This is a genomic window from Pontibacter diazotrophicus, assembly GCF_003367245.1.
Lineage (GTDB): Bacteria > Bacteroidota > Bacteroidia > Cytophagales > Hymenobacteraceae > Pontibacter > Pontibacter diazotrophicus.
Map to the genome: position 1 here is coordinate 118,072 of NZ_QRGR01000011.1, position 25,024 is coordinate 143,095.

Consider the following 25,024-nt stretch of genomic DNA (forward strand, 5'->3'; position numbering starts at 1 on the left):
TTAGAAATTATAGCCTGGAGCCTTCTGCTCCGGGCTTATCCCCAAAACAAAATAAAACTATGGCAGCATACTCCAACACCCAAATCGAATTGGGCACCAAAGCACATAACTTTGCGCTTTTAGACACTGCTTCTGACGCACTGGTTTCCCTCACGGATGTCGCCTCTGCCAAGGCTACTGTAATCATGTTCATCAGCAACCACTGCCCCTATGTGCAGCACATTTTAGATGAACTAGTGGAAGTAGCGGCTGAGTACAAGACCAAAGGCGTCAATTTTGTGGCTATTAGCTCGAACGATGCCATGACCTACCCGCAGGACGGACCACAGCAGATGAAAGCACTGGCATTGGACTATGACTTTTCTTTTCCGTACCTCTATGATCAGACACAACAGGTAGCCCGCACCTATGAGGCAGAATGTACGCCTGAATTCTTTGTGTATGACGGTAAAATGGGCCTCGCCTACCACGGGCAGTTCGACGACTCCCGCCCCAACAACGGAAAGCCGGTAACGGGCCGCGATCTGCGCACAGCACTCGATGCTTTGCTGGCTAAAGAGCCAGTGCCGCAGGAGCAGGTACCCAGCGTAGGCTGCAGTATTAAATGGCGGGATTCTTAAGACTTAGCCGGAACCGGAATCTCCTTTTTACTTTCATTCACCAACTCCGCCATGGCTGTCATGTGGTCGAGGTACTGTGAGGTGTAGGCATCATGCGCGGCATGTGCATACAGCGCTGTACCGCCCATCACCGTTTTGATTATCTCATCGTGCTGCTCCATCGGCACGGCAGGGCAACCTAAACTGCGCCCGAGGCGGCCTGCCTGCTTTATAAAATCTTCTGTAGCATACTCAGCACCGTGCATTACAATACAACGGTCTCTTGCATTGGTGTTGAAGCCCTCATCCAGCCCCTCCAGTTTCAACGAAAGGCCGTGCTTGCCCTGGTATGTTTCATCGGTCACATAAAAGCCGATACTGCTCATGAAGGATTCGTTTTCATTAGAGAAATACTCGGCAAACTCATCCCCGGAGTTGCGGCCATGGGATACATACGTATTGATGAGTAATTCCTTCTTCTCCACGTCCACGACCCAAAGTCTTTTCTCGTTCGAGGATTTTGTAAAGTCAATGATGGTGATGATGGGTTTTTCAGAGACTTTCTGGTTACGCTTCATGTTATAATAACCTGTCAGTGCCTTGTCGAACACCTCAAACTTCAGCCCTGTTTCCTGAAGGTCCATGTAGCTATACAGATTGTATGAAACCTGGTTAAACCGCATCAGTTTATAATTGGTAACCCGGTCCCTGATCTTCTTTTGATCTGGCTTGGACATAGCAGAACCCTTGTTCACAGGAGTTGCAAACGGTACTAGCACCAGGGGTGCAAACAGCGGCAACAATCCTCGGGCCAGTTTACGTCGGGTATATCTCCAGGAATATAATTTCATCTCCATCAGTTCTTTGGTTCACCTTCTTTGTACGTATTGCAGCCTCTACGGTTAGTTCTCACCAGCACTCTCTGTTAGCACCAATCTTAAATCTATCAATATTTAACGGTAAAAGGCATCATTTTTGACTCTGAAGCTGTTATAACAGCAATACCTTTTTCTGAAGAGAGCAATGAAATCAAGAGATAAAATTTATCATAGTTACATATCGTACATTTTCGTGGCACTACTGCTCGCCGGATGTAGCGGCAAGCAAACCTTGCGGGGCGTGTTCAGCAAAGAACAGACCCCTTATGAGAAGTATGCAGCCAAACTGAAAGATGCCAAACTAGACGAGACAGCTTTAGGGCAGGAGTGGCTGCAGGCGGGACAACAGGCCTTAAGGGATTCGATTACCGTGACGCTCCCATTCAAAGAAACAGGCTACTTCTCTGCGGACAAGCCCAAAGCCCTCGGGTACCGGGTAACTGCAAAGCGGGGAGAGCGCCTTGTGGTGAATCTCGAAATGAGAGCAAGAGAGCAGGCACAGGTGTTTATGGATCTGTTTGAGGCGCCCGCCATACCTACGGAGGAACCCCGTCGGGTAGCTTCTGCCGACACCGCCTCAACCTCGCTAAGCTATGAAGTAGACGAAGACCAGCAGCATATCCTGCGTGTGCAGCCAGAGCTGCTGCGCAGTGGCCAGTACACGGTAACGATTCAGGCAGAACCAACCCTGGCTTTTCCGGTGCAAGGCAAAACCAGCCGTAACATTGCCAGCATCTGGGGCGACCCGCGCGACGGCGGTGTCCGGCTGCACGAAGGTGTTGATATATTTGCAAAGCGGGGAACGCCGGCTATCGCCTCCGCTGAAGGCGTAGTATCAAAAGTAAGCGTAACGCCTCGGGGCGGAAAGGTTGTATGGCTGACAGACGTAAACCGCAGACAGAGCCTTTACTATGCCCACCTGGACAGCCAGGCAGTAGCAGCCGGCCAGCGTGTGCAGATGGGCGACACACTGGGTTTTGTTGGCAATACAGGTAACGCCATCACCACAAACCCACACCTGCACTTTGGCATTTACCGATTTGGCCGTGGTGCCACAAACCCATTCCCGTACCTGTACGAGTCAATCCAAAAAGTGCCTGACGTAAAGATTGATGCCTCGCTGGTGGGCAATTGGGTCCGGATATCGGCAAAGTCAGCAAACATCAGGCTGCAGCCAACCACCAAATCGACGGTTTATACCACACTGCCACAGCACACCCCCCTGCAGGTAACAGGCGGCGTTGATACATGGTACCGTATTGCTTTACCCAATGGTACCGAAGCTTATGTTGCAGGCAGTTTAGTGGAAGCCACCACCAAGCCTGTCAGGTACGAGAAGATAGCCGCTGAAACCGACCTGCTGGATGAGGCACACCCGCTTGCAGCGGCAAAAGACAGCTTAAAACCCGGAAGCAACGTGGCCGTGCTGGGCAACTACAATGGCTATCGGCTGGTTCGGAATGATGCCGGCCTTCTTGGGTGGATAAATCCCGAAGGCAACATGAGCGCGCGCTAAGCCTGTCAGCCTTTTCAACTTATTTTTCCATAGCCGCTTCTTTAGGAGCGGCTATTTTTACCTCAGAGGCCAGGCTGTTTACCTCGGTGCCTGCCCAAAAATATTTTCTGCTTATATTTACCCTATAGACAACATAAACAGACAAGCCCTTGAAGTTAGCAGCCATAGACATCGGTTCAAATGCGGTGAGATGCCAGATCTCCAGTGTGCTGAACCAGAACGGTCATGTATTTTTTAAAAAGGTGGAGTACATACGCTATGCTATCCGTTTTGGCGAGGATGTGTTCAACTCCGGTTATATCCCTCAAAATAAAATCGAAAAATTTGTAAAGCTTCTGAAAGCCTTCCAACTGCTACTGGACGTGCACGACGTGGACCACTACATGATTTGCGCCACCTCCGCCATGCGCTCCGCAGTGAATGCGCCCGAAATACTGAAGCGGGTAGACGAAGAGTTAGGAATGGAAATACAGGTGATAGACGGAGAAAGAGAAGCTGACCTGATTAATAAAGTCATCTTTAATTTTCTGGATGAACGCAATTACCTGCACATTGACGTTGGTGGCGGCAGCACAGAGTTTAACATCTATGTGAACCGGCAGAAAAAAGCAAGTCAGTCATTTGAGCAGGGCTCTATCCGCCACATGCAAGGCGACGAATCCATGGAACTGTGGAACAAGATGCGCGATTGGATTGAGACAAATTCCAGGAAGTACCATTTGTCTCGTGCTATCGGAACTGGCGGCAACATCAATAAGATTTTTGAGATTGCAGGTAAAACGCCCGGTAAGGCTATTTTCCGGAAGCAAATTGAAGAAGTTGCGGCACGCATTAATTGCATGCCCATGCAGGATCGTATTACAAACCTGCTTCTAAACCCAGACCGTGCTGACGTAATCGTGCCGGCTTCAGAGATTTACCTTTCTGCGATGAAATGGGCTAAGCTGGAAACAATGCTCGTACCTGCCGTTGGCCTGAAAGACGGTATGTTGCACGCCCTCTACGAGCGTTACCACCCGGAGCCCTTCGTTATTGAGAAAATCAATTAAGATTTTATTTACTTACTGACGTTTCGCTACACCAGTTTATGATTTGTTTTAAGTCCCGGCGGGACGACCTGTTGATAGCCAGATGGCCAGACGCCACCCTTAGCTCCAGCGGAGCGGCCTGTCAATATATCCCCAACAGGTCGCTCCGCTGGAGCTAAAAAATAGTGAGACTCCTTTTCTATTAACAGCCGTCCCGCTTGGGCTCTTGCGTAACGTCACTTTCTAAGTATCTTTTAACCTTTTCAGCCAGCAAATTTCATTCGTAGCGTATAGCTGATTTATTCTTGGCCATTAAAAAAAGCGCGGCTGCAGTCTCTTCTCAGGAAGATAACTGCAGCCGCGCTTGCTTTCACTTGTGTTGATAAATGTTAAAGGATACCTGGTATATGTCTACACCAGTTCTATCTCCTGCACCTCACAGGCTTTGTAAAAAAACAACTTATGAATGTCTATGACTTCTTCGTTTGCTCCTACCCGCCTTTTCACGTAAGTGCCATCTTCCCGCATAATATAAGAGTTCTGGTTGTCCTGCACGTTATAATAGAGGATGTTGATGACTTCCTTTTTCAACTCTTCATTCGTGATAAGGAAAAGGGCTTCTATTCGCCTGTCGAAGCTGCGCACCATAATATCGGCGCTGCCGCTGTATACCTTAGGGTCGCCGTTGTTGTGGAAGTAATACAGTCGTGAGTGCTCTAAATACTCTCCCACAATAGATTTCACCGTAATGTTCTCGCTCAGTTCCTCGCGGCCAGGACGAAGGCAGCAGATTCCGCGCACAATCAACTTGATAGGCACGCCGGCTTTAGATGCCTTGTAAAATTCATCAATCACCTCTTTATCCTCCAGCGAATTAATCTTGATCACGATGCCGCTCTTTAGGCCTTTCTTAGCATTGCGCGCTTCGTTGCGGATTAACTCAATTAATTGATGCCGCATGCCTTTCGGCGACGTCATCAGGCACTTGTACTCGTTTGGCCTGGAGTGGCCTGTGATAACGTTGAAGAACTCTGACACGTCGTGCGCATACACTTCATTTGTTGTCAGCAGGCTCACATCAGTATAGAGGCGCGCGGTTTGTTCATTGTAGTTTCCGCTTCCGATGTGTATGTAACGCGTCACCTTCTCCCCTTCCTTCCGGATGATCATGAGCATTTTGGTGTGTGTTTTATACTTGCTGATGCCGTAGATCACGAAGCAGCCCGCCTTCTCCAGCCGCTCCCCTTCTCTTAAGTTACGCTCTTCATCAAAGCGCGCCTTCACCTCAAACAGCACCGATACGTGCTTGCCGTTTTCGGCGGCCTTCAGCAGCGCTGCCGTTACCCGCGACTGGTCTGCCAGCCGGTAGATGGTTTGCTTGATTCCCAGCACCGACGGGTCCTCGGCGGCACGCTCCAATAAGCTCACAACCGGTTCCATGCTGTTGTAAGGGTGGTGCAGCAACACATCATGCTCCTTCAGGTACTCGAACATATCCACGCCATCGCTGGGCAGGCTAAGTGGCTGCACCGCCGATGGTTGCTTAAAGCCTTTGTCCTTAAAATGCCGGTGGTTGATAATCTGCCACAGCCCCCGCAGATCTATGAGGGAGTTGATGGTGAACACATTGGCATTATCGATTGTCCAGCGATCTTTCAGGATTTTCATCATGAACTGCGATGGATTTCTTTCCACTTCAAGTCGCACTACCCGGCCTTTTTTACGTGTGCGCAGCTTCGACTTAATCTCCTGTATAAAGTCTGCCTCCAGGTCATCCGACTCCTCGAGGGTAAAGTCGCCGTTGCGGGTAATCCGGAACAGGTTAACCGCCACAATCTCCACATTCCGGAAAAGCTTTTTAATCTTCCAGCGGATAATATCTTCTATCGGTACAAAAACAATCCTGTCCTTGCGGTTTATCTCGTAGAAACGAGCCAGGTTCTGGGGTATCTGCACAAAAGTTACCCTATCCTGCGCCTTTAGCTCTTCTGTGGTGCGGGTTACCACACCAAAGGTAAGCAACTGGTTCATCAGCAGCGGGAAGCCATGGTAGTTGTCGAACACCATGGGCGTGAGCAGCGGGTAAATGGTATTTTTGAAAAAGGAATCAACTTTCTTCTGTTCGATTTCTGTCAGTTCGCTCACCTTCAGAATATCGCAGCCGTGCTTTTCAAAGATTGGTTTCAGCTCGTTGTTAAAGGTCAGGTATTGGTCGTTGACGAAGCGATGGGCATAATCCAGCAGCTTTTTACGGAACGGCAGCTCCCGCAGGCCGGAATAGTCAGTGCGCTCCTTACCGTAGTCGAGGTAATTGTACAAACTTCCCACCCTGATCATGAAGAACTCATCCAGGTTGGAGGATGTGATAGCCATAAACTTCAGCCTGTCGAAGAAGCTTTTGTTGGTATCGCGCGCCTGGTCCAGCACCCGGTAGTTGAAACGCAACCAGCTCAGGTCGCGGCTAATGTACTTACTCCTTTTTATTTGGTCAGAAACTTTGTTTATAAGCATGCTTGCATCAATTTTAAAGGATAAAGAAGCGCTATGCGCTGCTATATCCTGCCTTACCACAAAATATAACTATAATTTGATGCTGAAGTGTACAAAAAGGCAACAAAAATTTTTGTACTCAATCTAAAACGCTTTCTCCCAAAGGCTTGGAAGCTGGCCCTGGATTCAGCTTTCAAGCATCTGTAGACAAAATACCCGGCTACAGCCTGACAGCCTTTTGAAAACCAAAGGACCGACTGCTGCTATAGTACAACAGTCGGTTTTCTGAAATTTATTGAATCTCCGGCTATACTTAGGCCCTTACCTGCCCGTTCCCTTTCACAATCCACTTATAGCTGGTAAGCTCGTCTAATGCCATGGGGCCGCGGGCATGCAGCTTTTGGGTACTGATGCCTATCTCAGCACCAAGGCCAAACTGGGCACCGTCGGTAAAGGCGGTAGAGGCGTTGGCATATACAGCGGCGGCATCCACTGCTTTCAGAAAAAGGTCTACGTTTGCCTCGTTTTCAGAAATGATGGCCTCGCTGTGCTGTGAGCTGTATTTATTGATATGCTCAATAGCCTCATCTAAGTCAGCCACTGTTTTTACAGACATCTTCAGCGAAAGGAATTCTGTTCCGAAATGCTTATCCGTTGCCTGATGCAGTTTTTCCTCCGGGTAGCTACCCTTCAGCACTTCATAAGCAGGTGCATCGGCATATATGTCCACTTCTTTCTGTGCTAAGCCTTTTCCTATCTCTGTCAAATCCTGAACACGGTTCTTGTTGATTACCAGGCAGTCCAGGGCATTGCATACGCTTACTCTTCTTGTTTTGGCGTTCACAATAATTTCCTTTCCCTTCTCCAGGTCCGCAAACTCATCGAAATAGGTGTGCACGATTCCTGCTCCTGTTTCAATAACCGGCACCTTCGAATTTTCGCGCACATAGTTGATCAATCCCTGGCTGCCGCGTGGAATGATAATGTCCACATAGCCCACGGCATGCAGCATCTCGTGTGTGGCTTCGCGGTCTGGTGGCAGGAGCTGCACTATGTTTCTGTCAACGCCGTTACTTTCCAGCACCTCATGTATCAGCTTTACGATGGCCGTGTTTGAGTCTTTTGCATCGCTGCCACCTTTTAGCAGCAGCGCATTTCCTGAGCGGAGACACAGGCTGAAAACATCGAAGGTTACGTTTGGCCGGGCTTCATAAATAACACCGATAACGCCCAGGGGAACCGATACTTTTTTAAGCTCCAGCCCATTCTCCAGCTTCCGCTCGGCCAACACCTTCCCCAGTGGAGAAGGCAGGCTGGCCACATTCCGGATGTCGGCGGCTATACTCTCCACCCGCTCCCTTGTCAGCTGCAGCCGGTCGAATTTCGGGTCGCCGGCGTCCATGCGCTGCAGGTCTTTCTGGTTTTCTGCCAGAATATTATCAGTGGCTTCAACGGCCTTTTTGGCAAGGTCTTGCAGCACCTTTTCTACCTTATCTTCAGAAAGCAGGTTTAGTTTCCTGCTCGCTTGCTTTACACTTTCGAAAACCTGTTGCAATGCCATATTTTTAGACGTTATGATATTTAAATAAATATAAGTAATTGTAATGAATGAGCGGTTTCTGATTGTTCAGGCCTATTCGCTCAATGGCTTTTTTGGAGCTATATTCTGCTTTACCAAGCCCTATCTTCTCCCCGTGCTCATCCCTGATGCGGACAATGTCTCCTTTGGCAAAGTCACCGATTACAGACCCAATGCCTACGGGTAGCAAACTGGTCACTTCATCAGAGTATAAAGCTTCTTTAGCACCTTCATTGATGTGTACTTCACCTTTGGTGTAGTTGTCGCTGTGGGCTACCCATTTCCGCAGATTTGGCTTGGAGGAGTCCGGCTCAAAGTAAGTTGCCTTCAGTTTCTTATTATAGAAGTCGTGCAGCACGTCCTCACGGTTACCGTTGGCAATATAAACGTGTATACCCAGAAAAGCAGCTTTCTTGGCCATCTTCATTTTACTGTGCATTCCGCCTCTGCCAAAGGAAGATTTTGAGGTGGAAATGTAACGGCTTACTCCGGATGTTTTGCGGCTTACAAGCTCAATAAGTTGTGAAGCAGGGTCATCGGGATGCCCCCTGTAGATACCATCCACGTTGGTTAACAGGATAAGGGTATGGGCATCTATCATGGCGGCGGTCATGCTGGCAAGTTCATCATTATCTGTGAACATGAGTTCCGTAACCGCTACCGCATCATTCTCATTGATAACCGGGATGATGCCATGGTTGAGCAGGCCCAGGAGACAGTCTTTAATGTTCAGGTAATGCCTCCGCGAACGGAAATCCTGAGGTGTTACTACAATCTGGGCTATCTGGTGCCCCTCTTTCTGAAAAAGATCCTTATAGGCATGTATAATGTCTATCTGGCCTACTGAGGCAAGAATTTGCTTTCTTACTACTGATTCTGTTTTCTCTTCGAAGGTGATGTGTTTTCTCGCGAAGGCTACTGCTCCTGAAGAAACCAATACCACCTGCAACCCCTGCTCCTTTAGAAACACCAGTTGCTTCACGAGAGACGCCATGCGTTCCCTGTCTGGTGAGCCGTCGGCTTTTGTCAGAACATTAGAGCCTACTTTTACGACAACAAGCTGCGCTTGATGATCCATTTATTATTGTTTTGTTTCTTGTTAAAAATAAATTCTTTAGGCAGGCCACGTACTCATCCCTTCCCTTCGTGCAATGTCAGGCAAATTCGCACGACCATACTTCAACGATCGTTTAAAATGGCTGAGTAGCAAAAAATGAAAGGTTCTTGTAGATGACGTGGGACTGCCTTATAGGCAAAACGCCTGAAATAAAAATGTTGCTGCTCGCAGGCTATAGATTTCTTGCTATAGCCTGCGAGCAGCAACATATAAAAGGAATTATGCGGATTCTTTTTCCCGTTGTTCTTTCAGGATCTGAATTCTTTGGAAGGAAGTGACCAAACCTTTGATAACCGCAGAGCTCAGCCCCTGGTGTTCCATCTCGTTCAGGCCGGCAATGGTGCAGCCTTCAGGGGTTGTTACTTTGTCTATCTCCTGCTCCGGGTGTGACTCATTTACTGCAAGCAAGGTAGAGGCGCCTTTGCTTACCTGCACAGCAATCTTCTGGGCATCCTCGGCATCAAGACCTAACTGAATGCCGCCCTGTGTAGCCGCACGTATAAAACGCATGTTGAAGGCGATGCCACTGGAGCAAAGTGCGGTGGCTCCAGCCATTAGCTCTTCTTCAATGATCAGAGTTTCGCCTAAGCAATTAAAAATATCTACTATTTCTTGCTCCACCTGCGATGCCCTGTCGTTGAAGGCCAGGCAAGTCATGGATTGCTGCACAGCGATGGCTGTGTTTGGCATGCTGCGCACGATTGGGAAGTCGCCTACAGACTGCACAATTTTATCAATAGTCACCCCGGTTATCACACTTAGCAACACATGCTGCTCCAGGTTCAGGTGTGGTTTTATGTCATTGAGTACATTATCGAGTTGCGCTGGTTGCACACACAGCATGATCCACCGGCATTGCTTCACGGCCTCGCTGTTGCTATTTGTTACCTGAAGGCCTTTGTCTTTCAGAAACTGTATGGATTTGGTGTTTCTTCTGGTTACAAAAACGTTTTCCGGCTTAAACTGACCATTGCTTACAAGGCCTTCTGCAATTGCGATTCCGAGGTTTCCTGCTCCGAGGATAGCTACGTTGCTATTATTCATTCTTCTGTTTTTTTCCTAGAGTTTAACGGCTCTGCTTTCAGAGCACTTACACAAAAATTTATTTACTGAACCACAAAAGTACAAAATCCATTTTCATATAAAAAGCTAGCCTACATCATAAGCACCTGCTCCGCCTCCTATAGTCCATCAAAATACACATATAACTCTTTGAATTATAGATATATAACAACCCATGATAAAAATTTAGAAATTGTTTATCAAAAAAAATCAAGGCACAATGATATTGCCTGCCCACAACCCCAAAATGCTCAAATAAAAAAAGTTATAAATAACAAGTAAAACCTTTCTTAATTTAGCCTTGGCGAAAAAGGATTCTCCGTTGCGGATTATTTAAGCTTTACCAGCAATATTTAGTCCTTGTTCATTTTCTGAATAAAACTTGCATGCTGATTCTGATGGCACACAATTTTGTAATTCGCCCGTTTCTTGTGGCTACTCTTAACTCCTTTGCCATCGGCATCACCTAAACTTTGTCTGAAGTGGAGCTTTATAAGTATGCCGGCGGGCTGTTGGGTGCTTTTTCATCATCAATGTCATTTTCTCTGCCCCTCTAATAAGTGGGGCTAACACGTTTGCGCTGATAGTGGTCGGTCAATTGTTAATTGCACTTCTCTGCGATCATCCCGGACAGATGGGTTTGGAGTAAAGTCCTGTTACATTTACACGGCTGATAGGTGAGATAGCTTAATCTTAGAAGCCTATCTTATAAATAAAAAGTAGCACCTGCCCGGGCTTTTACAGCACAGGAAGGCGCTACTTTGTGTCATCATGATTATTGCCTAACGTTGGTACGGTGTTGTATCGCTTGGCCGTATGAGCAGCCACAAGAGTAGCCCGACGGGCCAGGCCAGAAACGCTACGACAATGGCTACAAGCCAGCCTGGTTTACCTCTTCGTTCCGCATCTTTATACGACCATATAATACTCCAGAAATACAGAACCAGCACCACCAGCCCTAGTATAAGTCCGAAAATACCAAATCCCAAAAGTGTCTCTTCCATAGTATTTAAGCTTTATCTGTTATACACGCATTTGTTTATTTTCTAACGAACACGTTCTGGTTTAGGTTAATTACCAATATATTAGCGCGATACTAATGTGTAAAAAGACCGGATGGTATGACAAGTGTTTACATGCTTTGCTTTTCCATATATCATTACCTGACGGATACTGAAGCAGCATGTGCTGATAACATCAAGCAGACTGAGACTCCGCCATATAATTTATTCTCAGAGGAACTTCATCATTTTCGCATGTTAAGCTGATCAAGCAGGTTCAGGCACAAACATCTCTTCTTCAACGCCGTATTCCATCTGAGATTAATAGCATAATTTAGAATTTAAAGTTTAAAGGAGGAAGCGTAGCGATATGGGATTAAAGGATATGTTTGAGGACCTGAAGAAGGAAGTGAAAGTGGTGCAGGGCGAGGAGACCAAAGACAAAGAATACAGCAACCACAATGAGTTTGCTGATGAGGCCACAGCCATTAAGGAGTTTGAACGGTCGAAGAAAAAGCTCTTTGCCGTGAACACATGGTCTAAGATTGCTGGCTCTAACTCTGAATTTCGTCTTTACGACGAGCGTGGTCGCCGCACCACGGCAGAAAAGCCTGAAATTGGATATTATATTGAAATCATACTCCCTGCCTCAACTATAGACAACTGGGTGAAAGTAACAGCGATTCGGGAAGAGGCAAACCTGGCGGAGTTTGTGGTACACCCCAGTGAGAAGCCACAGGAGCGTGGCCAGGAGGAAAAAGTGATAGAGCATTTTTTTATCAAGGAGGCCAGCAGCACCTTCCGTGTAATGCGTGAAGGCAAAACACTGCACGCATACGAAATCGGCAGGAACGAAGGCATTAACAACCGGGGGGATGAAGCCGGTGACCGGGCTTTGCTAAACACATTGGTGGCCGAAGGTGGTTGGGCCGGGGTGCAGGCTTTGCAGTGGGGCAGGCTAACACGTTACCTTGTGCATTTGGATGAACTAGAGCAGCCAGACTAGGTACCGTTTATAAACGCCTAGTGTTTGTTGCAACTCATAGGATTGCCCATCAATAGCAGCAACTCTTACAAAATGCCTGCAATTCTGTGTATACCGTACTATAAAATGCCAGACTTACTATCGTAAGAACTGCTCTTTATCAAAATAAAAGTGGACGTTTTAGATTAAGCGTCCGCTTTTATTTTGATAAAGAGCATTGGCAACCATATAACGGGAATTCTGATGGGATTGGCTTACCTGTCCGATACTTCACAATATGCCAGGAAAAACTACAGGTAGTCTCAGTCTTTCTTCTTTGTCAAATTTCCCTATAGAATCCTAAGCCTTGCGAAGGTACTGCTCTCCCTGCTTTCTAAAAGATAATCCCTAATACCACAATGAGAAGGAATAGTGTGAGCATTGTCCAGAAGAGTATACCCACGGCTACAGCATCTTCTGCCGCGTTTCCTTCTTCCGTTATAGGTTCATTCATTCTGGGATCTTCTTCTACGTAACCCGTTCTTCGTGTAGGGTAATCCGTTCTGCGGGTGGTTGGAGTGGCAGCTGCAAGGAGCAGGGCGAAAAGGAGCCCTATAAACAGCAAAGGAAACCAGGCAATGCCATACCAGACCGGGCCTACCGGGCGGGCCCATACAGCTGCAATGAGCACACCAAAACCTACCACTAGAACAAACGTCCAGAAGCTACCCCATGGGCCTCTGCTATTTAAACCGTAATAAAAGATTGCCGCAATAATTAAGGCAATGAGAATGACAGCTATTATACTTGCTGTTGACATAGGCGAGTAAATTAAAAGTGTTAAACAAAATAAACTTAGGTGCCTGAGTCATAATTCATATTTAGTATAAACCACTTATTAAAGTTCTACTCCTCACACAGACAGATGTTAAACTCTTTTAGTAAGCCATCCTTTTCTAATTGTAAAAACGATTAAGTTATAAGGGACTGTAGCTTTGCCAAGTGACATATGATAACACAGAATTACTTACCTATTGATATAACAAGCTGTAATGCGTGAGGCAACAAGGAAATCAAGATACTCAAGTTTCGATTATTTCTTTGTATCTGATATGAACCCACCCCTAACCCCTCCGAGGAGGGGAATCTTCCTTTTAGGCCAAAATTCCCCTCCTCGGAGGGGTTAGGGGTGGGTATTCAACCGTAGCGAAACAGGGAAATGTGAGAATCGCAACTTGAGTTAAGATATCATCCTCTTCTTGAAAAGTCTTTGAGTCTGAAGTTTTTGCAAATACACTCCACTTGAACGGGTAGAATGGCTTAATCGCGGCGCTTAAACAGCTTGCGCAGTGGGCTCAGAGTGGCAAAGTTTATAGCAGCACCGGCCACACAATAGATGCAGACTTTCTTCTGGACAAAAGCCATTTTGTAGAGGTACTGCGCAGCACCTGCAGCCTGCCCCAGGATAATGCCGCCCATTGCCACATCTAATATGCGTGACTGCTTTTTGAAACGTGTGGCTGCGGTTGCCAACAGTATGGTAGCAGCATAGCTGCTCAAGCTGATAACACCGTCCGGCATGCCCAGCAGCACCGCATCCTTCGAGCTGTTTACTTTTTCTGTATCGAACACTTTACCGGGCAAATCAGGCATATCCTTTATGAAGCCCAGTTGGAAAAGAGATATCAGGCTGAAGTCAATCAGGCCTAAAGCGGATAGCGCTGCAATCCGACGGCGGTAAGCTGCTGCCTCTGAAGCGTCTTTTCTGATTTTATCAATAATTGTTTTTTCTTTTTTCATAGCTTTTCTTTTGTCTCTCATTTACGCGCCAGCACTGGGTGGGTTCCTAAAACAATCTACTGCAAATCATATCATTAGACAGGCTTTTGAAATGGGCAAGACCTGCTCTGCGTAAAACTAAGTCTCGGAAGGAGGCGTACCATCAGGAGGAGAGAATTATACTTAACCTGCCATAACTATGAATGAAAACAACGACAGTAACTACAAGGGTGTCGCGGTAGTAACCGGTGCATCCGCTGGCCTGGGGCGGGCCATCGTCCGTGAGTTCGCCAAACAAGGCTACGACGTGGGCCTGCTTGCACGTGGTTTAGACGGACTGGAGGGAGCCAAGAAAGAAGTAGCTGCCTTAGGGCGTAAATCAGTCTATGTACAGGTGGATGTAGCCGATGCAGATGCCGTGGAAGAGGCAGCCGCTAAAATAGAAGAAGAGCTTGGAGAGATTGACGTGTGGGTAAATAACGCCATGAACAGTGTGTTTAGCCCCGTAAAGAAAATGAAGGCGAATGAATACAAGCGTGTAACGGAGGTGACATACCTTGGCCAGGTGTATGGCGCACTTTCAGCACTCAAGCGCATGCTTCCCCGCGACCGTGGTTCCATTGTGTTTGTTGGTTCGGCGCTTGCCTACCGGGGCATTCCGCTACAGTCTGCCTACTGCGCCTCCAAACATGCTATTCAAGGCTTTTACGACTCGCTGCGCACCGAACTGATGCATGACAAAAGCAATGTAAAGATAACGATGGTGCAGCTGCCAGCCATGAACACGACCCAATTTGGCTTCGTGAAAACCCGCTTACCAAACAAGCCAAGGCCTATGGGCACTATCTACCAGCCAGAGGTGGCTGCAGAAGTAATCGCTTACGCCGCTGAGCATGAACGCCGTGAGTACAGGGTAGGATATTCTACTTTAGAGGCAATAATTGGCAACAAAATAGCTCCCTGGTATGCTGACTTTGTGCTGGCGAACAATGCCATTGAGGGGCAGCAAACAGAGGAACCAGAGGATCCAAACCGGGACCACAACCTTTGGGATCCAATTCCGGGAGACCATGGCGCACACGGAAGTTTCGACGACCAGGCCACTTATTCCAGTCCACAGGTGTGGCTAAGCCTTCACCGGGATTCAATTCTGAAAGGTGCTTTGGCTCTGGGTGGTGTTGTGCTTGGAGGGCTTCTGGCTCAGAAGTGGGTGAATGAGGAAGATGATGAGTAGAAAAACGAAAACAGCTTAATAAGCATCATTACTGATATCAAGCAGAAGAGCCATTCATGAAAGTGAATGGCTCTTCTGCTTGATGGCTTATTTCTATTTGACTCTGTTTTACTGCACTCTTTAGCAATATTTAAAGCTGCTGCTTCACTGGCCAGTTGTCTGTTCTAAAGGAAGAAGCAGGAAGGCCTGCTTTATTGTATAAGTTTGGATTTACTGCATTGCTCCACTCATACCGTACTGCCACTGGGTTCTTCACTGACTTCGCCTGCACCACTACAGTGTTTCCTTCTATTCTGGCATCTGCTTTTACAAAATTCTGGTCTTCTCCGGCAATTTCGAAATTTGTTAATGCCTTGCCTTTGCTCACCAGCCCATTTTCTGCATAGTCGAAGAAGAGCCTCACTTTTCTGCCTTCTACTTTCATGTCGCGGAATAAAGGTCCGGAGGCAGGTCGCTCTGTTTTACCGTAGGTTTTATTCAACGCCAGGTTAGCCAGCCGTTTGCCCACATCCAGTTTATTTCGTGGGTGGATGTCGTCGTTATTGCCGATGTCGCTCACTACCACCATACCTGTGCCGGGTGTGTTTAAGCTCTTCCGCTGCGAGTCTCTCAACAAAGCGCCGGCATAGGGACCATAGTCTTTATAGGGCGCAATTTGCACAAAGTAGAACGGGAAGTCATAGCCCCACTCGCTGCGCCAGTTATTGATGAGCGCCGGTAGCAAGGTAGCGTAGGCCTCAGGAGCACTTGTGTTCGATTCGCCCTGGTACCAGAGCGCTCCGGCGATGCGGTACGGGATTAAGGGGGCAATCATGGCATGATAAGCTTTACCTGGTTGTATAGGGCCATACTCCACTTCTTTCTGCTGTGCTGCAGCCTTCGTTAGCACCGGGTCACCTGCAATAACTTCAGGGTTTACCCACACTTCTCCCGGAGTACCGCCCCAACTGCTGTTAATCACCCCTACCGGCACGTTCAGTTCATGATGTAATTCTCTTCCGAAAAAGTAACCGATGGCACTAAAGTGCTTCATGGTTTCAGGTGTGCTCACCACCCACTCCCCCTTCAGGTCGAGTTGCGGTCCGTCTGCCGTCTGGTGGGCCACACTGAAGAAACGAATCTCAGGGTAATTCGCCTTCGGTATTTCCTGCTCGGCTTTGTCGATACCCGCTGCTGCTGACCATTCCATATTCGACTGGCCGGAAGCAAGCCATACCTCGCCCGTCAGCACATCATTTATCACAATGGTATTATACCCTTTGATAGTGACTGTATAAGGACCACCTGCAGCAGGTGTCTTCAGCTTCACCGACCACTTCGCCAGGTTACTGGCCTTCGTCTTCACAGGCTTGTTGTCCCAGCTTCCTGTAACGGTCACTTCTTCCCCGGACTTGCCCGATCCCCAGATGGTGACTTCTGCGTTTTGCTGCAGTACCATATGGTCATTGAAAATAGCCGGAACGGTTACGGCCCATGCTGCATTCACTATACTTAAACTTAAAGCTAAAAATACCTGAAGGATGATTTGGCTCTTTTTCATCTATGCCTGTACGTTTTCGATGATATTGGTAGATAATGTGGACTATACACTAGCCGCAGGATTGAGACCTTTCCTGTGTAAAGAAAAGAAAAAAGCTGGTCATAGAACCAGCTTTTTCACTTAAAAGAATATGTTTATTAGTAACCTGGATTTTGTTGTATTCCCCAAGCTTGCGCTTCGTTGATTGGAATAGGTAAAACCGGGAAAGGATTATCTGTGCCTTGCACAAGATGACGTTCAGCATTTGAACGTGCCTGAGCAGAATACTTTTGCTCCAGGGCATTAAGATACCTTCCTGTTCTTACCAGATCATAGTACCGTAATGCCTCCATACCTAATTCTACTCTTCTTTCATGCCAGATAGCCTGTAATAACTCCTGACCTGATGCTGTTACATCAGGAAGCACACCAGATAGATTTTGGTACGGCACGTAGCCTGTAGCACCAACTTCGGTTGAGCCTTTTGGTCTGGTACTGTTTCTGGCACGCTGGCGCACCTGGTTTACCAGTTCTCTGGCTTCAGATTCATTCCCTAAGTGGTAAGCCGCTTCCGCATGCATCAGGAGCACATCAGCATAACGGAACTTGATAATGTTCTTTGGGCTGTTCTGCGCGTCGCTTGGTCTGAATCCTGGCTCTACAAAAGCTTTTCTGTTCAGGTAACCTGTCTCATTCTGCCCGGGATAATCAATCTCCTGCAACTCACCTGCTACAATATCGCCATCGGAATAAACACTTACTGGCAAGCGTGGGTCTCTTTCTTCAAACTCACCTACAAAGTCCAGCGTTGGGTTATTAAAGCCCCAGCCCCAGGTAGAACGGTTGTTTTGAATTACGCTGTTAGCCGATCCTGTTTTAGGAGGGCCCCAGCCAGTGGCAGCTTCTGAAAACTGAATCTCGAAGATAGACTCTACATTGTTTTCATTCTCGATTTCAAACAGCCCTGCATAGTTAGAGAACAAAGAGTATTCACCTGAGTTGATGATCGCCTCTGTCTGGTTATAAACATCCTGCCATGTTACGCCATTTGAGTTATCCGTACCAATCTGATACATGTAAGCTCTGGCCAAAAAGGCTCTTGCTGCACCCTGTGTGGCACGTCCTAAGTCGGCAGCGGCATACTCGCTTCTTTGCGGCAGCATTTCTATGGCCTGCTGTAAATCATTTTCAATAAAGGCATAGGTTTCAGCGATAGAAGCCCTTTGAAGCTGGCCCCACTCAGCAGGAGCAGTAGGCTCTTCCATTAAAGGTAAGCCTCCAAACTTTATAACCAGGTTAAAGTAGCTGTACCCTCTCAGGAAATGCGCTTCTCCTAATAATCTTGCTTTCAGCTCTTCATCTATAGAAGATGTTGGAAGATAAGACAGCACCTGATTCGCCCTGTGGATGGCGGTGAACATGTTGTTCCAGGTACTGGATTGAATGGGTGCATTTGTTAATGTCTCCCATCTTTCCATCTGCTTAATCTCAATGTAATCACCAGAGGTACTTCCTTTTCTGGCGTCATCTGATAGTATGTCACCGTACATCCACTCGAAGGTATTACCAGACCCAATAACACCACCTGCGTCCCAGCTAACGGCATCATAGATTCCGTTAACCGCTAACTCGGCATTGCCGGCGTTTTCGTAGAAGGTTCTGTCTGTTTCTACCCCAAGTGGCTCCTTATCCAGAAAATCCTCACACGCCTGGCTTGCAAAAGCTAAAGCTAAAATGGGCAGGATATTTTTTATAAATCTCATTTTAAAATTCATCATGCAAAATCGTTAATTAGAAAGTGACGTTTAAGCCACCGATAAAAGTTCTGGCCTGCGGATACGTCGCAAGGTCGACACCATAAAAGAAAGGATTGTTCCACAAATCACCTACTTCAGGCTCATAGCCTTTATAGTTTGTGAAGGTGAGCAGGTTATCTGCAGAAACATACACCCTCAAGCCTTTCACTCCAATTGTGCCTGTTAAGCTTTCAGGCAGATTGTAACCTAACTGTATGTTTCTCAGGCGCAGGTAGCTCCCGTCTTCTACATATCTGTCTGAGAACGTGATATTCACATTCGGGTCAGCAGCAGTCATTCTTGGCTCATTTGTATTCTGATTCTCCGGCGTCCATCTGTCAAGACGGGAGACATGAGAATTCCAGATACCTTGTGGGTTTTGAGTGAAAACGGACATGGCGTTCACTGTTTCGTTGCCCTGCACGCCCTGGAAGAAAATTCTAAGGTCGAAGTTTTTATACTCCATAAATGCGGTGAAACCGTAAGTGAAATCAGGCAATGCACTTCCAAGTTTTGTTCTGTCCTCATCATTGATGACACCATCGTTGTTAAGGTCTACAAACTTTACATCACCCGGCTGCGCATTTGGCTGAATAGGGCTTACCTCGCCTGTCTCAGGGTCAGTGTAGGTATAATCGTTTAATTCTTCCTGGCTGTTGAAGATGCCGTCTGTTTTTCTGCCATAGAAATAAGCAAACTCTTCACCTTCTTCTAACCTGGTCACGTTACCTAAACGGTTCACATCAGCAGCGCCAAAAGGCTCTCCTCCACCAAGGCTTAACACTTTGTTTCGAATGAAAGAGGCATTTACGCCAAGGTCATATCTGAAGTCTCCTTCGCTTTGTCTATAGTTAACAGCAGCTTCAAAGCCCCTGTTTAACATATCACCAGCATTTGCAGCAGGAGCAAGCGCACCAACATAAGATGGAATTGGTATCGTCACAATCAGGTCACGTGTTCTCTTGTCGAAGTACTCCAGCGACAGGCTAAGCCTGTTGTTCAGTAAGCCCGCATCAACACCGAAGTTAATCATTGTAGATTCTTCCCAAACCAGGTCTTTGTTACGCAGAGTCGTGTTTGCCCTGCCTTCTACAGGCTCACCACCAAACACATAGCGCTGTTGTGGCTGCACAACATAACTGGTAGATGTAGGCGTAACAATACCCTGGTTACCTACCACTCCGTATCCGGCTCTAAGTTTTAAATTGGAAAGCCATGTTACATCCTGAAGGAAAGCTTCCTCCATTACGTTCCAGCCCAGGGAGAATGAAGGAAAGTACCCTACCCTGTTTTCAGGAATGAATCTGGAAGAAGCATCTCGACGCAGGGTAGCTGTTAACAGGTATTTATCCCGGAAGCTATAGTTCAGGCGGCCAAATACCGAAAACAAACTGCTTTCTTCTGCAAAGCTACCTGCCTGAAAAGCTGTTTGCTGAGCAGCACCAATATAGAATTGCGTCGGATCATTCAGTATATCATAACCTGTAACATCTACATTGTCTGCACGCTGCGTTTGAGCTTCCTGCCCCAGCATAGCGTTAATGCTGTGGTCACCAAAAACTTTGTTGTAGTTAAAGACGTTTGACCAGGTCCACTGCCAGCCATTCTGTCTTTCGTCATACAGGCTGCTTTGTGTTCTTCTCTCATTCGCGCTTATCTGGAATTCAGGTAAGTATTCCCTGATACTGTTAAAGCTCATATCTCCGCCAAAGGTAGACCGGAACGTTAAACCGTCATTGATTTCCGCTTCTCCATACACCGTACCCACCACTCTGTTTTGCTGCGTGGTCAGGTTTTCTGTTTCATTGGCTATCCGAAGCGGGTTGTTACCGGTACTAAAACGGGTAGCTTCTCCGTAATTGTTTGTTGCAGGGTCCCATGCTGGCGTAAGCGGGGATGTTACTGCGGCAGTAGGTAAAACACCTGCATACTGATCTATCTGATAGTTGTTGAACCTCGCATTCACATAGTTCAGACTCCAGCCTCCCTTGAATCTGGAGTTAAAAGTATAGTCGTTGTTCGCTCTGATCAGGAACTTTTTCATACCGGTATTAATAACCGTACCCTCCTGGTTGAAATAGGTAGCTGACACATTGTACCTGGAATTCTCGCCTCCGCCACTTACTGAGAAGTTATAATTCTGAATAGGTGCATTGCGGTTGATAACTGCGTCCTGCCAATCGGTTCCTTCTGAGTTACTGCTGATCGCATCTCTCATGACAGCATAATTAGCCGCATTGAATTGTTCAGGGTCAGTAACATCAACTCCATCATTTGTATAGGCCTCTAAGAACAGTCTGGAATAATCTGCTGCATTCGTCAGGTCTAAAGTGTTCCAGGGGTTCTGAACGCCGGCATACATGTTAAAATTAAAGGTAGGAGCTCCGGATTTACCTTGCTTTGTCGTAACGATGATCACACCGTTTGCTCCCCTGTTACCATAAACAGCAGTAGCAGAAGCATCTTTCAGCACTTCCATCGACGCGATATCATTCGGCGAAAGGTATTCTATGCTGTTAGTAGGATAACCGTCTACAACATACAATGGATCGCTGGCACCAAAAGAGCCGATACCCCTAATCCTTACTTTTGCACCCGTACCCGGGGCACCGGAACTTGGCGTCACCTGCACACCGGCCACCTTACCTTGTATGGCCTGGTTCACGTCCACTGTGGCCACCTGCTGGATTTCCTCTGTTTCTACTGTAGACACAGCACCTGTTAAGTCGCTTTTCCTGACTGTACCGTACCCCACTACTACTACTTCATCTAATGCCTGTGCATCAGTTCCTAGCTGCACATTCACAGTCGATCTGCCATTAAGCGGCACGCTTTGCGATTCGTAACCGATAAAGGAGAACACCAGTGTTGCATCCGGATTTGGCACGGCAATCTGAAACTCTCCGTTTATACCTGTTGCAGTACCAGTGGTTGTGTTTTCGACGAGCACTGTTACGCCTGGAAGCGGATCCCCGGTTGCAGCATCTGTTACAGTACCTGTTACCTGCTGTGTTTGGAAACCTTTCACATATCCGCTGCTCAGCTTAACACTAATGCCAGGTGTGCTATATGCTTTACCTCCTTCCATTGGCACTACTGCAGCATTTGCCTGGCAAGCACCTGCGGCCAGTAGTAAAGCTGCCAATCTTGTAGCGACTCTTTTTTTAGTCAAAGATTTCTTTTCGCAGAAATCTCCGTCTGTGAGTCTTTCATTCTTAGACATAAACTGGATTTATATTAGTTAATTTAATTGAATTCTTTCCCAAGCAGTGCTTCCATTTCCACTACTGTACCAGACTCTTTCTTTTAAAAAGCAAGTAATTATGCGCTAGTAAGCATATTATAAATTAAGGATATTATTTTTTTAATTATATAGCACTAATTTACCACACATTTCACAAAAAAAAATCGCATCAATGAATTTGCTTTTTTGAGGTTTTAAAAAAACATAGCTATCATATAACAAAGATCTGTACCTATAGTTAATTTATTGCATTATTTATAATATAACAGCCATTTAACCGCATATTTACTAATAATGTCTAAACATTTTATCTTCTCAACCTGCTGATAGAAATCAAATTTAAGCATTTACCCGCATAATAAACTAATACTTTTTTAACCTTTACTTTACGTATTATTAACTAACTTCTACAAAACACTCTACTAAACAGCAATTAGTTTGTTATAAAGTCAAGTTGTCACTTACTCAGTGGCTTGCAGCTGAACACTTTGCATAAAAAAAGAGCGGCTCAGGATTTGATTCCTGAGCCGCTCTTCTAAGCCAATTAAAATTGCACATTAATTTCCAGCAAATCGCCTGCTATCTCTTAATACATATTGCCTGCTAATTTATCGCAGCGATGCACCACCTCCAGGCAGGCACGGGTGTTGTGATAGGGGCATTTCCAGAAACCGATTTTATCTTCTGCTTCCATCAGGCTGTAGTCATCGTTTACGCCCCAGAACCACTCGCCCTGCGCCTTGTCCAGAAGATGGGCTTTGGAGAATTGCCAGGCATTCCAGGAGTGCCCCAGGTAAACAGTATCGTTTGTCACCTCATACGCATTCAGGAAGCCCACCATCGCCTCGGCACTCACCCACCACTCACGGTGTTTGTCGTAGTGATTCCCGTCGCGGTTCAGCTCATGGTAGAGGCTGCCATCCGATTGCAGCGCTGTGGCTGTAGCCTTTGCCATTGCTACAGCCACAGCCTTCACTTTATCCGTCAGTTCCTTTTTACCTAATACTTCGGCTGCTTCCTGCAGCAGCCACGAGGCTTCAATGTCATGCCCGAAGGAAACAAGGTCTGCGGTAGGTTTCCAGTCTTTGGTCAGGAACAGTTTCATATGGCCGTCTTTTTCCACAATGTGCTGCAGGAAAACCTCTAGCAGCGCCTCTAACTGCAGTCCCAGGTGCTGGTCCGGCCACACCCGGTACAGGTTGGCGTAAGCCTCTAATATGTGCAGGTGGGTGTTCATGGTCTTCGGATCATTGCGATCTTTCTCACTCAGGCGCAAATCTTCCAGCAAGTCTCCTTCACGGCTAAAAGCCTCGAAGTAACCACCCTGCTCCGGATCGAAAGAATGCTTCTCAATCCAATAAAACAGTGCCCTGGCACTTTCTAAAGCCTTCTGATTTTGTGTGGCCATGTGATATTCACTCAGGCCATATATCACGAAAGCGAGGGCATAGATTTGCTTCCGCGTACTCAGAGGCTTTCCTTTTGCATCCACAGACCAGTAGGTGCCGCCATAGGTTTCGTCCCAGAAGTGCTGCATCAGGTAGTCATATGCCCGATCCGCCATCTTCAGGTATTCCTCCTTTTTTGTATGGTGGTATGCTGCAGAGAAAGACCACAGGATACGGGCATTCAGGACGCCACCCTTCGGAGCGTCCTGCACATTATTTCCTTTGTTATCCATCTTCCCCACAAAGCCGCCCTGCTCCTCATCCAGCGCATACTGCATCCAGAAAGCCAGTATATTTTCAAGTTCAGCTTCTGCCTCTTGCCGGTAAGACTTCAGCTTTCTTTCGACTTCCGTTTCTTCGTGTTTATGCATCAAACAATTCTTTAAACATTCACCTCCGATACCTTCCCCTGCTCTTTCAGGTAAGCCAGGTTCTTGTCGATAAGCTCATTTATTTGGTTGACAGAGGCAGCTGAGCGGAACTGGTCTTCCGGTGTGTTGATGGCATAATCCAGCAACCTGTCAATAGTGGAAGTGGCCACGTGCATTCTGGTATCAGAAGAGGCATAGTAGATGAACACCGTGCCATCCTCATCCAGTATCCAACCGTTGGCAAACACAACGTTAGACACATCTCCTACACGCTCTTCTCCTTCCGGTGCAATAAAGTAACCGGCAGGTTTGTGTATTACCTTCGTCACATCATGCAGGTCTGTCACGAACACATACAGCACATAGCGAAGGCCAGCAGCTGTATTGCGCACACCGTGGGCCATGTGTAACCAGCCTTTCTCTGTTTTAAGCGGAGCAGGGCCCTGGCCGTTCTTTACTTCATAAACCGTATGATAACGCTTTTCGTCGATGATGATTTCCTCTGGCACCACGGCATTTTCCATTGAATCTACCAGTCCCCAGCCGATGCCACCACGTGTACCTGCTTCGATAAAGCTATCCTGCGGGCGGGTGTATAAAGCGTATTTTCTATCCACGAACTCCGGGTGCAGCACCACGTTGCGTTGTTGCGGCGAGTTGGTCTTCAGGTCTGGCAGGCGCTCCCATTTCACCAAATCTTTTGTGCGGGCAATACCGCATTGTGCGTTGGCAGCAGATTCATCTCCCTGCGGTGCGTTAGGATCTTTGCGCTCGGTGCAGAACAGGCCGTAGATCCAGCCGTCCTCGTGCTGCGTCAGGCGCATATCGTACACGTTTACATCCGGCTCGTCTGTCTCCGGCAAGGATATGGGGCGGTCCCAGAATTTGAAGTTGTCTACGCCGTTCGGACTTTCCGCCACAGCAAAGAAAGACTTCCGATCCACACCTTCTACACGCACCACCAGCAGATACTTACCATTCAGCTTGATGGCACCTGCATTGAAAGCGGCATTCACTCCGATGCGCTCCATCAGGTAAGGGTTTGTGTCCGGGTTCAGGTCATAGCGCCAGAAAAGGGGGGCATGCTGCCCGGTCAGGATGGGGAACGTATAGCGCTCATAAACCCCATTGCCTAACGACTCCTTTTCGTTCTGCCGCGTAATCAGGTTTTTATGTGCTTTTTCTAATTGTTTGAGTCTTTCTTTAAATGCAGTGTTCATCGGAAATTTATGCTATTGTTTAATCTATCTACCGGGGCTATCCCCTTTATTTTAATAATCTGGTTTACACAAGTATCAGCATTTCAAGCTCCTTAGCCTGAAACTCCGCTGCAGGGCTATCACTATAGACTTGCTGATTGTTAGATACAGCAAGAAAGAAGTGGCTTTCTGTAGTGCGA

At 47.1% G+C, this 25,024-nt stretch carries 18 protein-coding genes and 1 pseudogene; 6 read left to right on the plus strand and 13 right to left on the minus strand.

Annotated features, from left to right (window positions below):
- Positions 1-59: 59 nt before the first annotated feature.
- Positions 60-620 carry a thioredoxin family protein gene (locus DXT99_RS11845; RefSeq protein ID WP_115565767.1) on the plus strand — a complete coding sequence of 187 codons (561 nt, stop codon included), beginning with the start codon at positions 60-62 and terminating at the stop codon, positions 618-620.
- Here the strand turns inward: DXT99_RS11845 and DXT99_RS11850 are convergent.
- Positions 617-1,456 carry a murein L,D-transpeptidase catalytic domain family protein gene (locus tag DXT99_RS11850; RefSeq protein ID WP_246000669.1) on the minus strand — a complete coding sequence of 280 codons (840 nt, stop codon included), beginning with the start codon at positions 1,454-1,456 and terminating at the stop codon, positions 617-619. The genes DXT99_RS11845 and DXT99_RS11850 overlap by 4 nt on opposite strands.
- A 214-nt stretch (positions 1,457-1,670) precedes the next feature.
- Here DXT99_RS11850 and DXT99_RS11855 point away from each other — a divergent pair, with 214 nt between their 5' ends.
- The gene (locus DXT99_RS11855) at positions 1,671-2,993 is read left to right on the plus strand and encodes a peptidoglycan DD-metalloendopeptidase family protein (protein WP_246000670.1); all 1,323 of its coding nucleotides are present in this window, start codon (positions 1,671-1,673) and stop codon (positions 2,991-2,993) included.
- 149 nt (positions 2,994-3,142) lie between these two features.
- Positions 3,143-4,042, plus strand: a complete 900-nt coding sequence (locus tag DXT99_RS11860; RefSeq protein WP_115565769.1) for a Ppx/GppA phosphatase family protein — start codon at positions 3,143-3,145, stop codon at positions 4,040-4,042.
- Between the two features lie 390 nt (positions 4,043-4,432).
- Here DXT99_RS11860 and ppk1 read toward each other — a convergent pair whose 3' ends face one another.
- From ppk1 to proC, 4 genes are all read right to left on the minus strand, one after another.
- Positions 4,433-6,532 carry a polyphosphate kinase 1 gene (gene ppk1, locus DXT99_RS11865; RefSeq protein ID WP_115565840.1) on the minus strand — a complete coding sequence of 700 codons (2,100 nt, stop codon included), beginning with the start codon at positions 6,530-6,532 and terminating at the stop codon, positions 4,433-4,435.
- Positions 6,533-6,824: 292 nt separating this feature from the next.
- Complete coding sequence (locus tag DXT99_RS11870) at positions 6,825-8,072, minus strand: glutamate-5-semialdehyde dehydrogenase (RefSeq protein ID WP_115565770.1); 1,248 nt, start codon at positions 8,070-8,072, stop codon at positions 6,825-6,827.
- A 4-nt stretch (positions 8,073-8,076) separates the two neighbouring features.
- Complete coding sequence (gene proB, locus DXT99_RS11875) at positions 8,077-9,168, minus strand: glutamate 5-kinase (RefSeq protein WP_115565771.1); 1,092 nt, start codon at positions 9,166-9,168, stop codon at positions 8,077-8,079.
- A 258-nt stretch (positions 9,169-9,426) separates the two neighbouring features.
- Entirely contained in the window at positions 9,427-10,251 is an 825-nt protein-coding gene (gene proC, locus DXT99_RS11880; RefSeq protein WP_115565772.1) for a pyrroline-5-carboxylate reductase, read from the minus strand.
- Positions 10,252-10,792: 541 nt separating this feature from the next.
- Here proC and DXT99_RS27970 point away from each other — a divergent pair.
- Positions 10,793-10,918, plus strand: a pseudogene (locus DXT99_RS27970) (DMT family transporter); the annotation flags it as partial.
- Positions 10,919-11,051: 133 nt separating this feature from the next.
- Here DXT99_RS27970 and DXT99_RS11890 read toward each other — a convergent pair.
- A complete protein-coding gene (locus DXT99_RS11890; protein WP_115565773.1) occupies positions 11,052-11,273 on the minus strand; it encodes a hypothetical protein in 222 nt (73 codons plus the stop codon).
- Between the two features lie 367 nt (positions 11,274-11,640).
- Between DXT99_RS11890 and DXT99_RS11895 the strand changes: the two genes are divergently transcribed.
- Positions 11,641-12,276, plus strand: a complete 636-nt coding sequence (locus tag DXT99_RS11895; protein ID WP_115565774.1) for a hypothetical protein — start codon at positions 11,641-11,643, stop codon at positions 12,274-12,276.
- A gap of 352 nt (positions 12,277-12,628) precedes the next feature.
- Here the strand turns inward: DXT99_RS11895 and DXT99_RS11900 are convergent, their stop codons facing one another.
- Positions 12,629-13,054 (minus strand): hypothetical protein, encoded by a 426-nt coding sequence (locus DXT99_RS11900; RefSeq protein WP_115565775.1) that lies wholly within the window; start codon positions 13,052-13,054, stop codon positions 12,629-12,631.
- A 500-nt stretch (positions 13,055-13,554) separates the two neighbouring features.
- Entirely contained in the window at positions 13,555-14,034 is a 480-nt protein-coding gene (locus DXT99_RS11905) for a vitamin K epoxide reductase family protein (protein WP_115565776.1), read from the minus strand.
- 178 nt (positions 14,035-14,212) lie between these two features.
- Between DXT99_RS11905 and DXT99_RS11910 the strand changes: the two genes are divergently transcribed.
- Entirely contained in the window at positions 14,213-15,247 is a 1,035-nt protein-coding gene (locus DXT99_RS11910; RefSeq protein ID WP_115565777.1) for an SDR family oxidoreductase, read from the plus strand.
- Between the two features lie 130 nt (positions 15,248-15,377).
- On the opposite strand, the gene DXT99_RS11915 is transcribed toward DXT99_RS11910, so the two are convergent.
- From DXT99_RS11915 to DXT99_RS11935, 5 genes are all read right to left on the minus strand, one after another.
- The gene (locus tag DXT99_RS11915; RefSeq protein WP_115565778.1) at positions 15,378-16,787 is read right to left on the minus strand and encodes a sialate O-acetylesterase; all 1,410 of its coding nucleotides are present in this window, start codon (positions 16,785-16,787) and stop codon (positions 15,378-15,380) included.
- Between the two features lie 137 nt (positions 16,788-16,924).
- Entirely contained in the window at positions 16,925-18,529 is a 1,605-nt protein-coding gene (locus DXT99_RS11920) for a RagB/SusD family nutrient uptake outer membrane protein (protein ID WP_181885106.1), read from the minus strand.
- Positions 18,530-18,557: 28 nt separating this feature from the next.
- A complete protein-coding gene (locus DXT99_RS11925) occupies positions 18,558-21,785 on the minus strand; it encodes a SusC/RagA family TonB-linked outer membrane protein (protein WP_115565780.1) in 3,228 nt (1,075 codons plus the stop codon).
- Between the two features lie 607 nt (positions 21,786-22,392).
- Complete coding sequence (locus DXT99_RS11930) at positions 22,393-23,625, minus strand: AGE family epimerase/isomerase (RefSeq protein ID WP_115565781.1); 1,233 nt, start codon at positions 23,623-23,625, stop codon at positions 22,393-22,395.
- 11 nt (positions 23,626-23,636) lie between these two features.
- The gene (locus DXT99_RS11935; RefSeq protein ID WP_115565782.1) at positions 23,637-24,845 is read right to left on the minus strand and encodes a glycoside hydrolase family 130 protein; all 1,209 of its coding nucleotides are present in this window, start codon (positions 24,843-24,845) and stop codon (positions 23,637-23,639) included.
- Positions 24,846-25,024 lie beyond the last annotated feature (179 nt).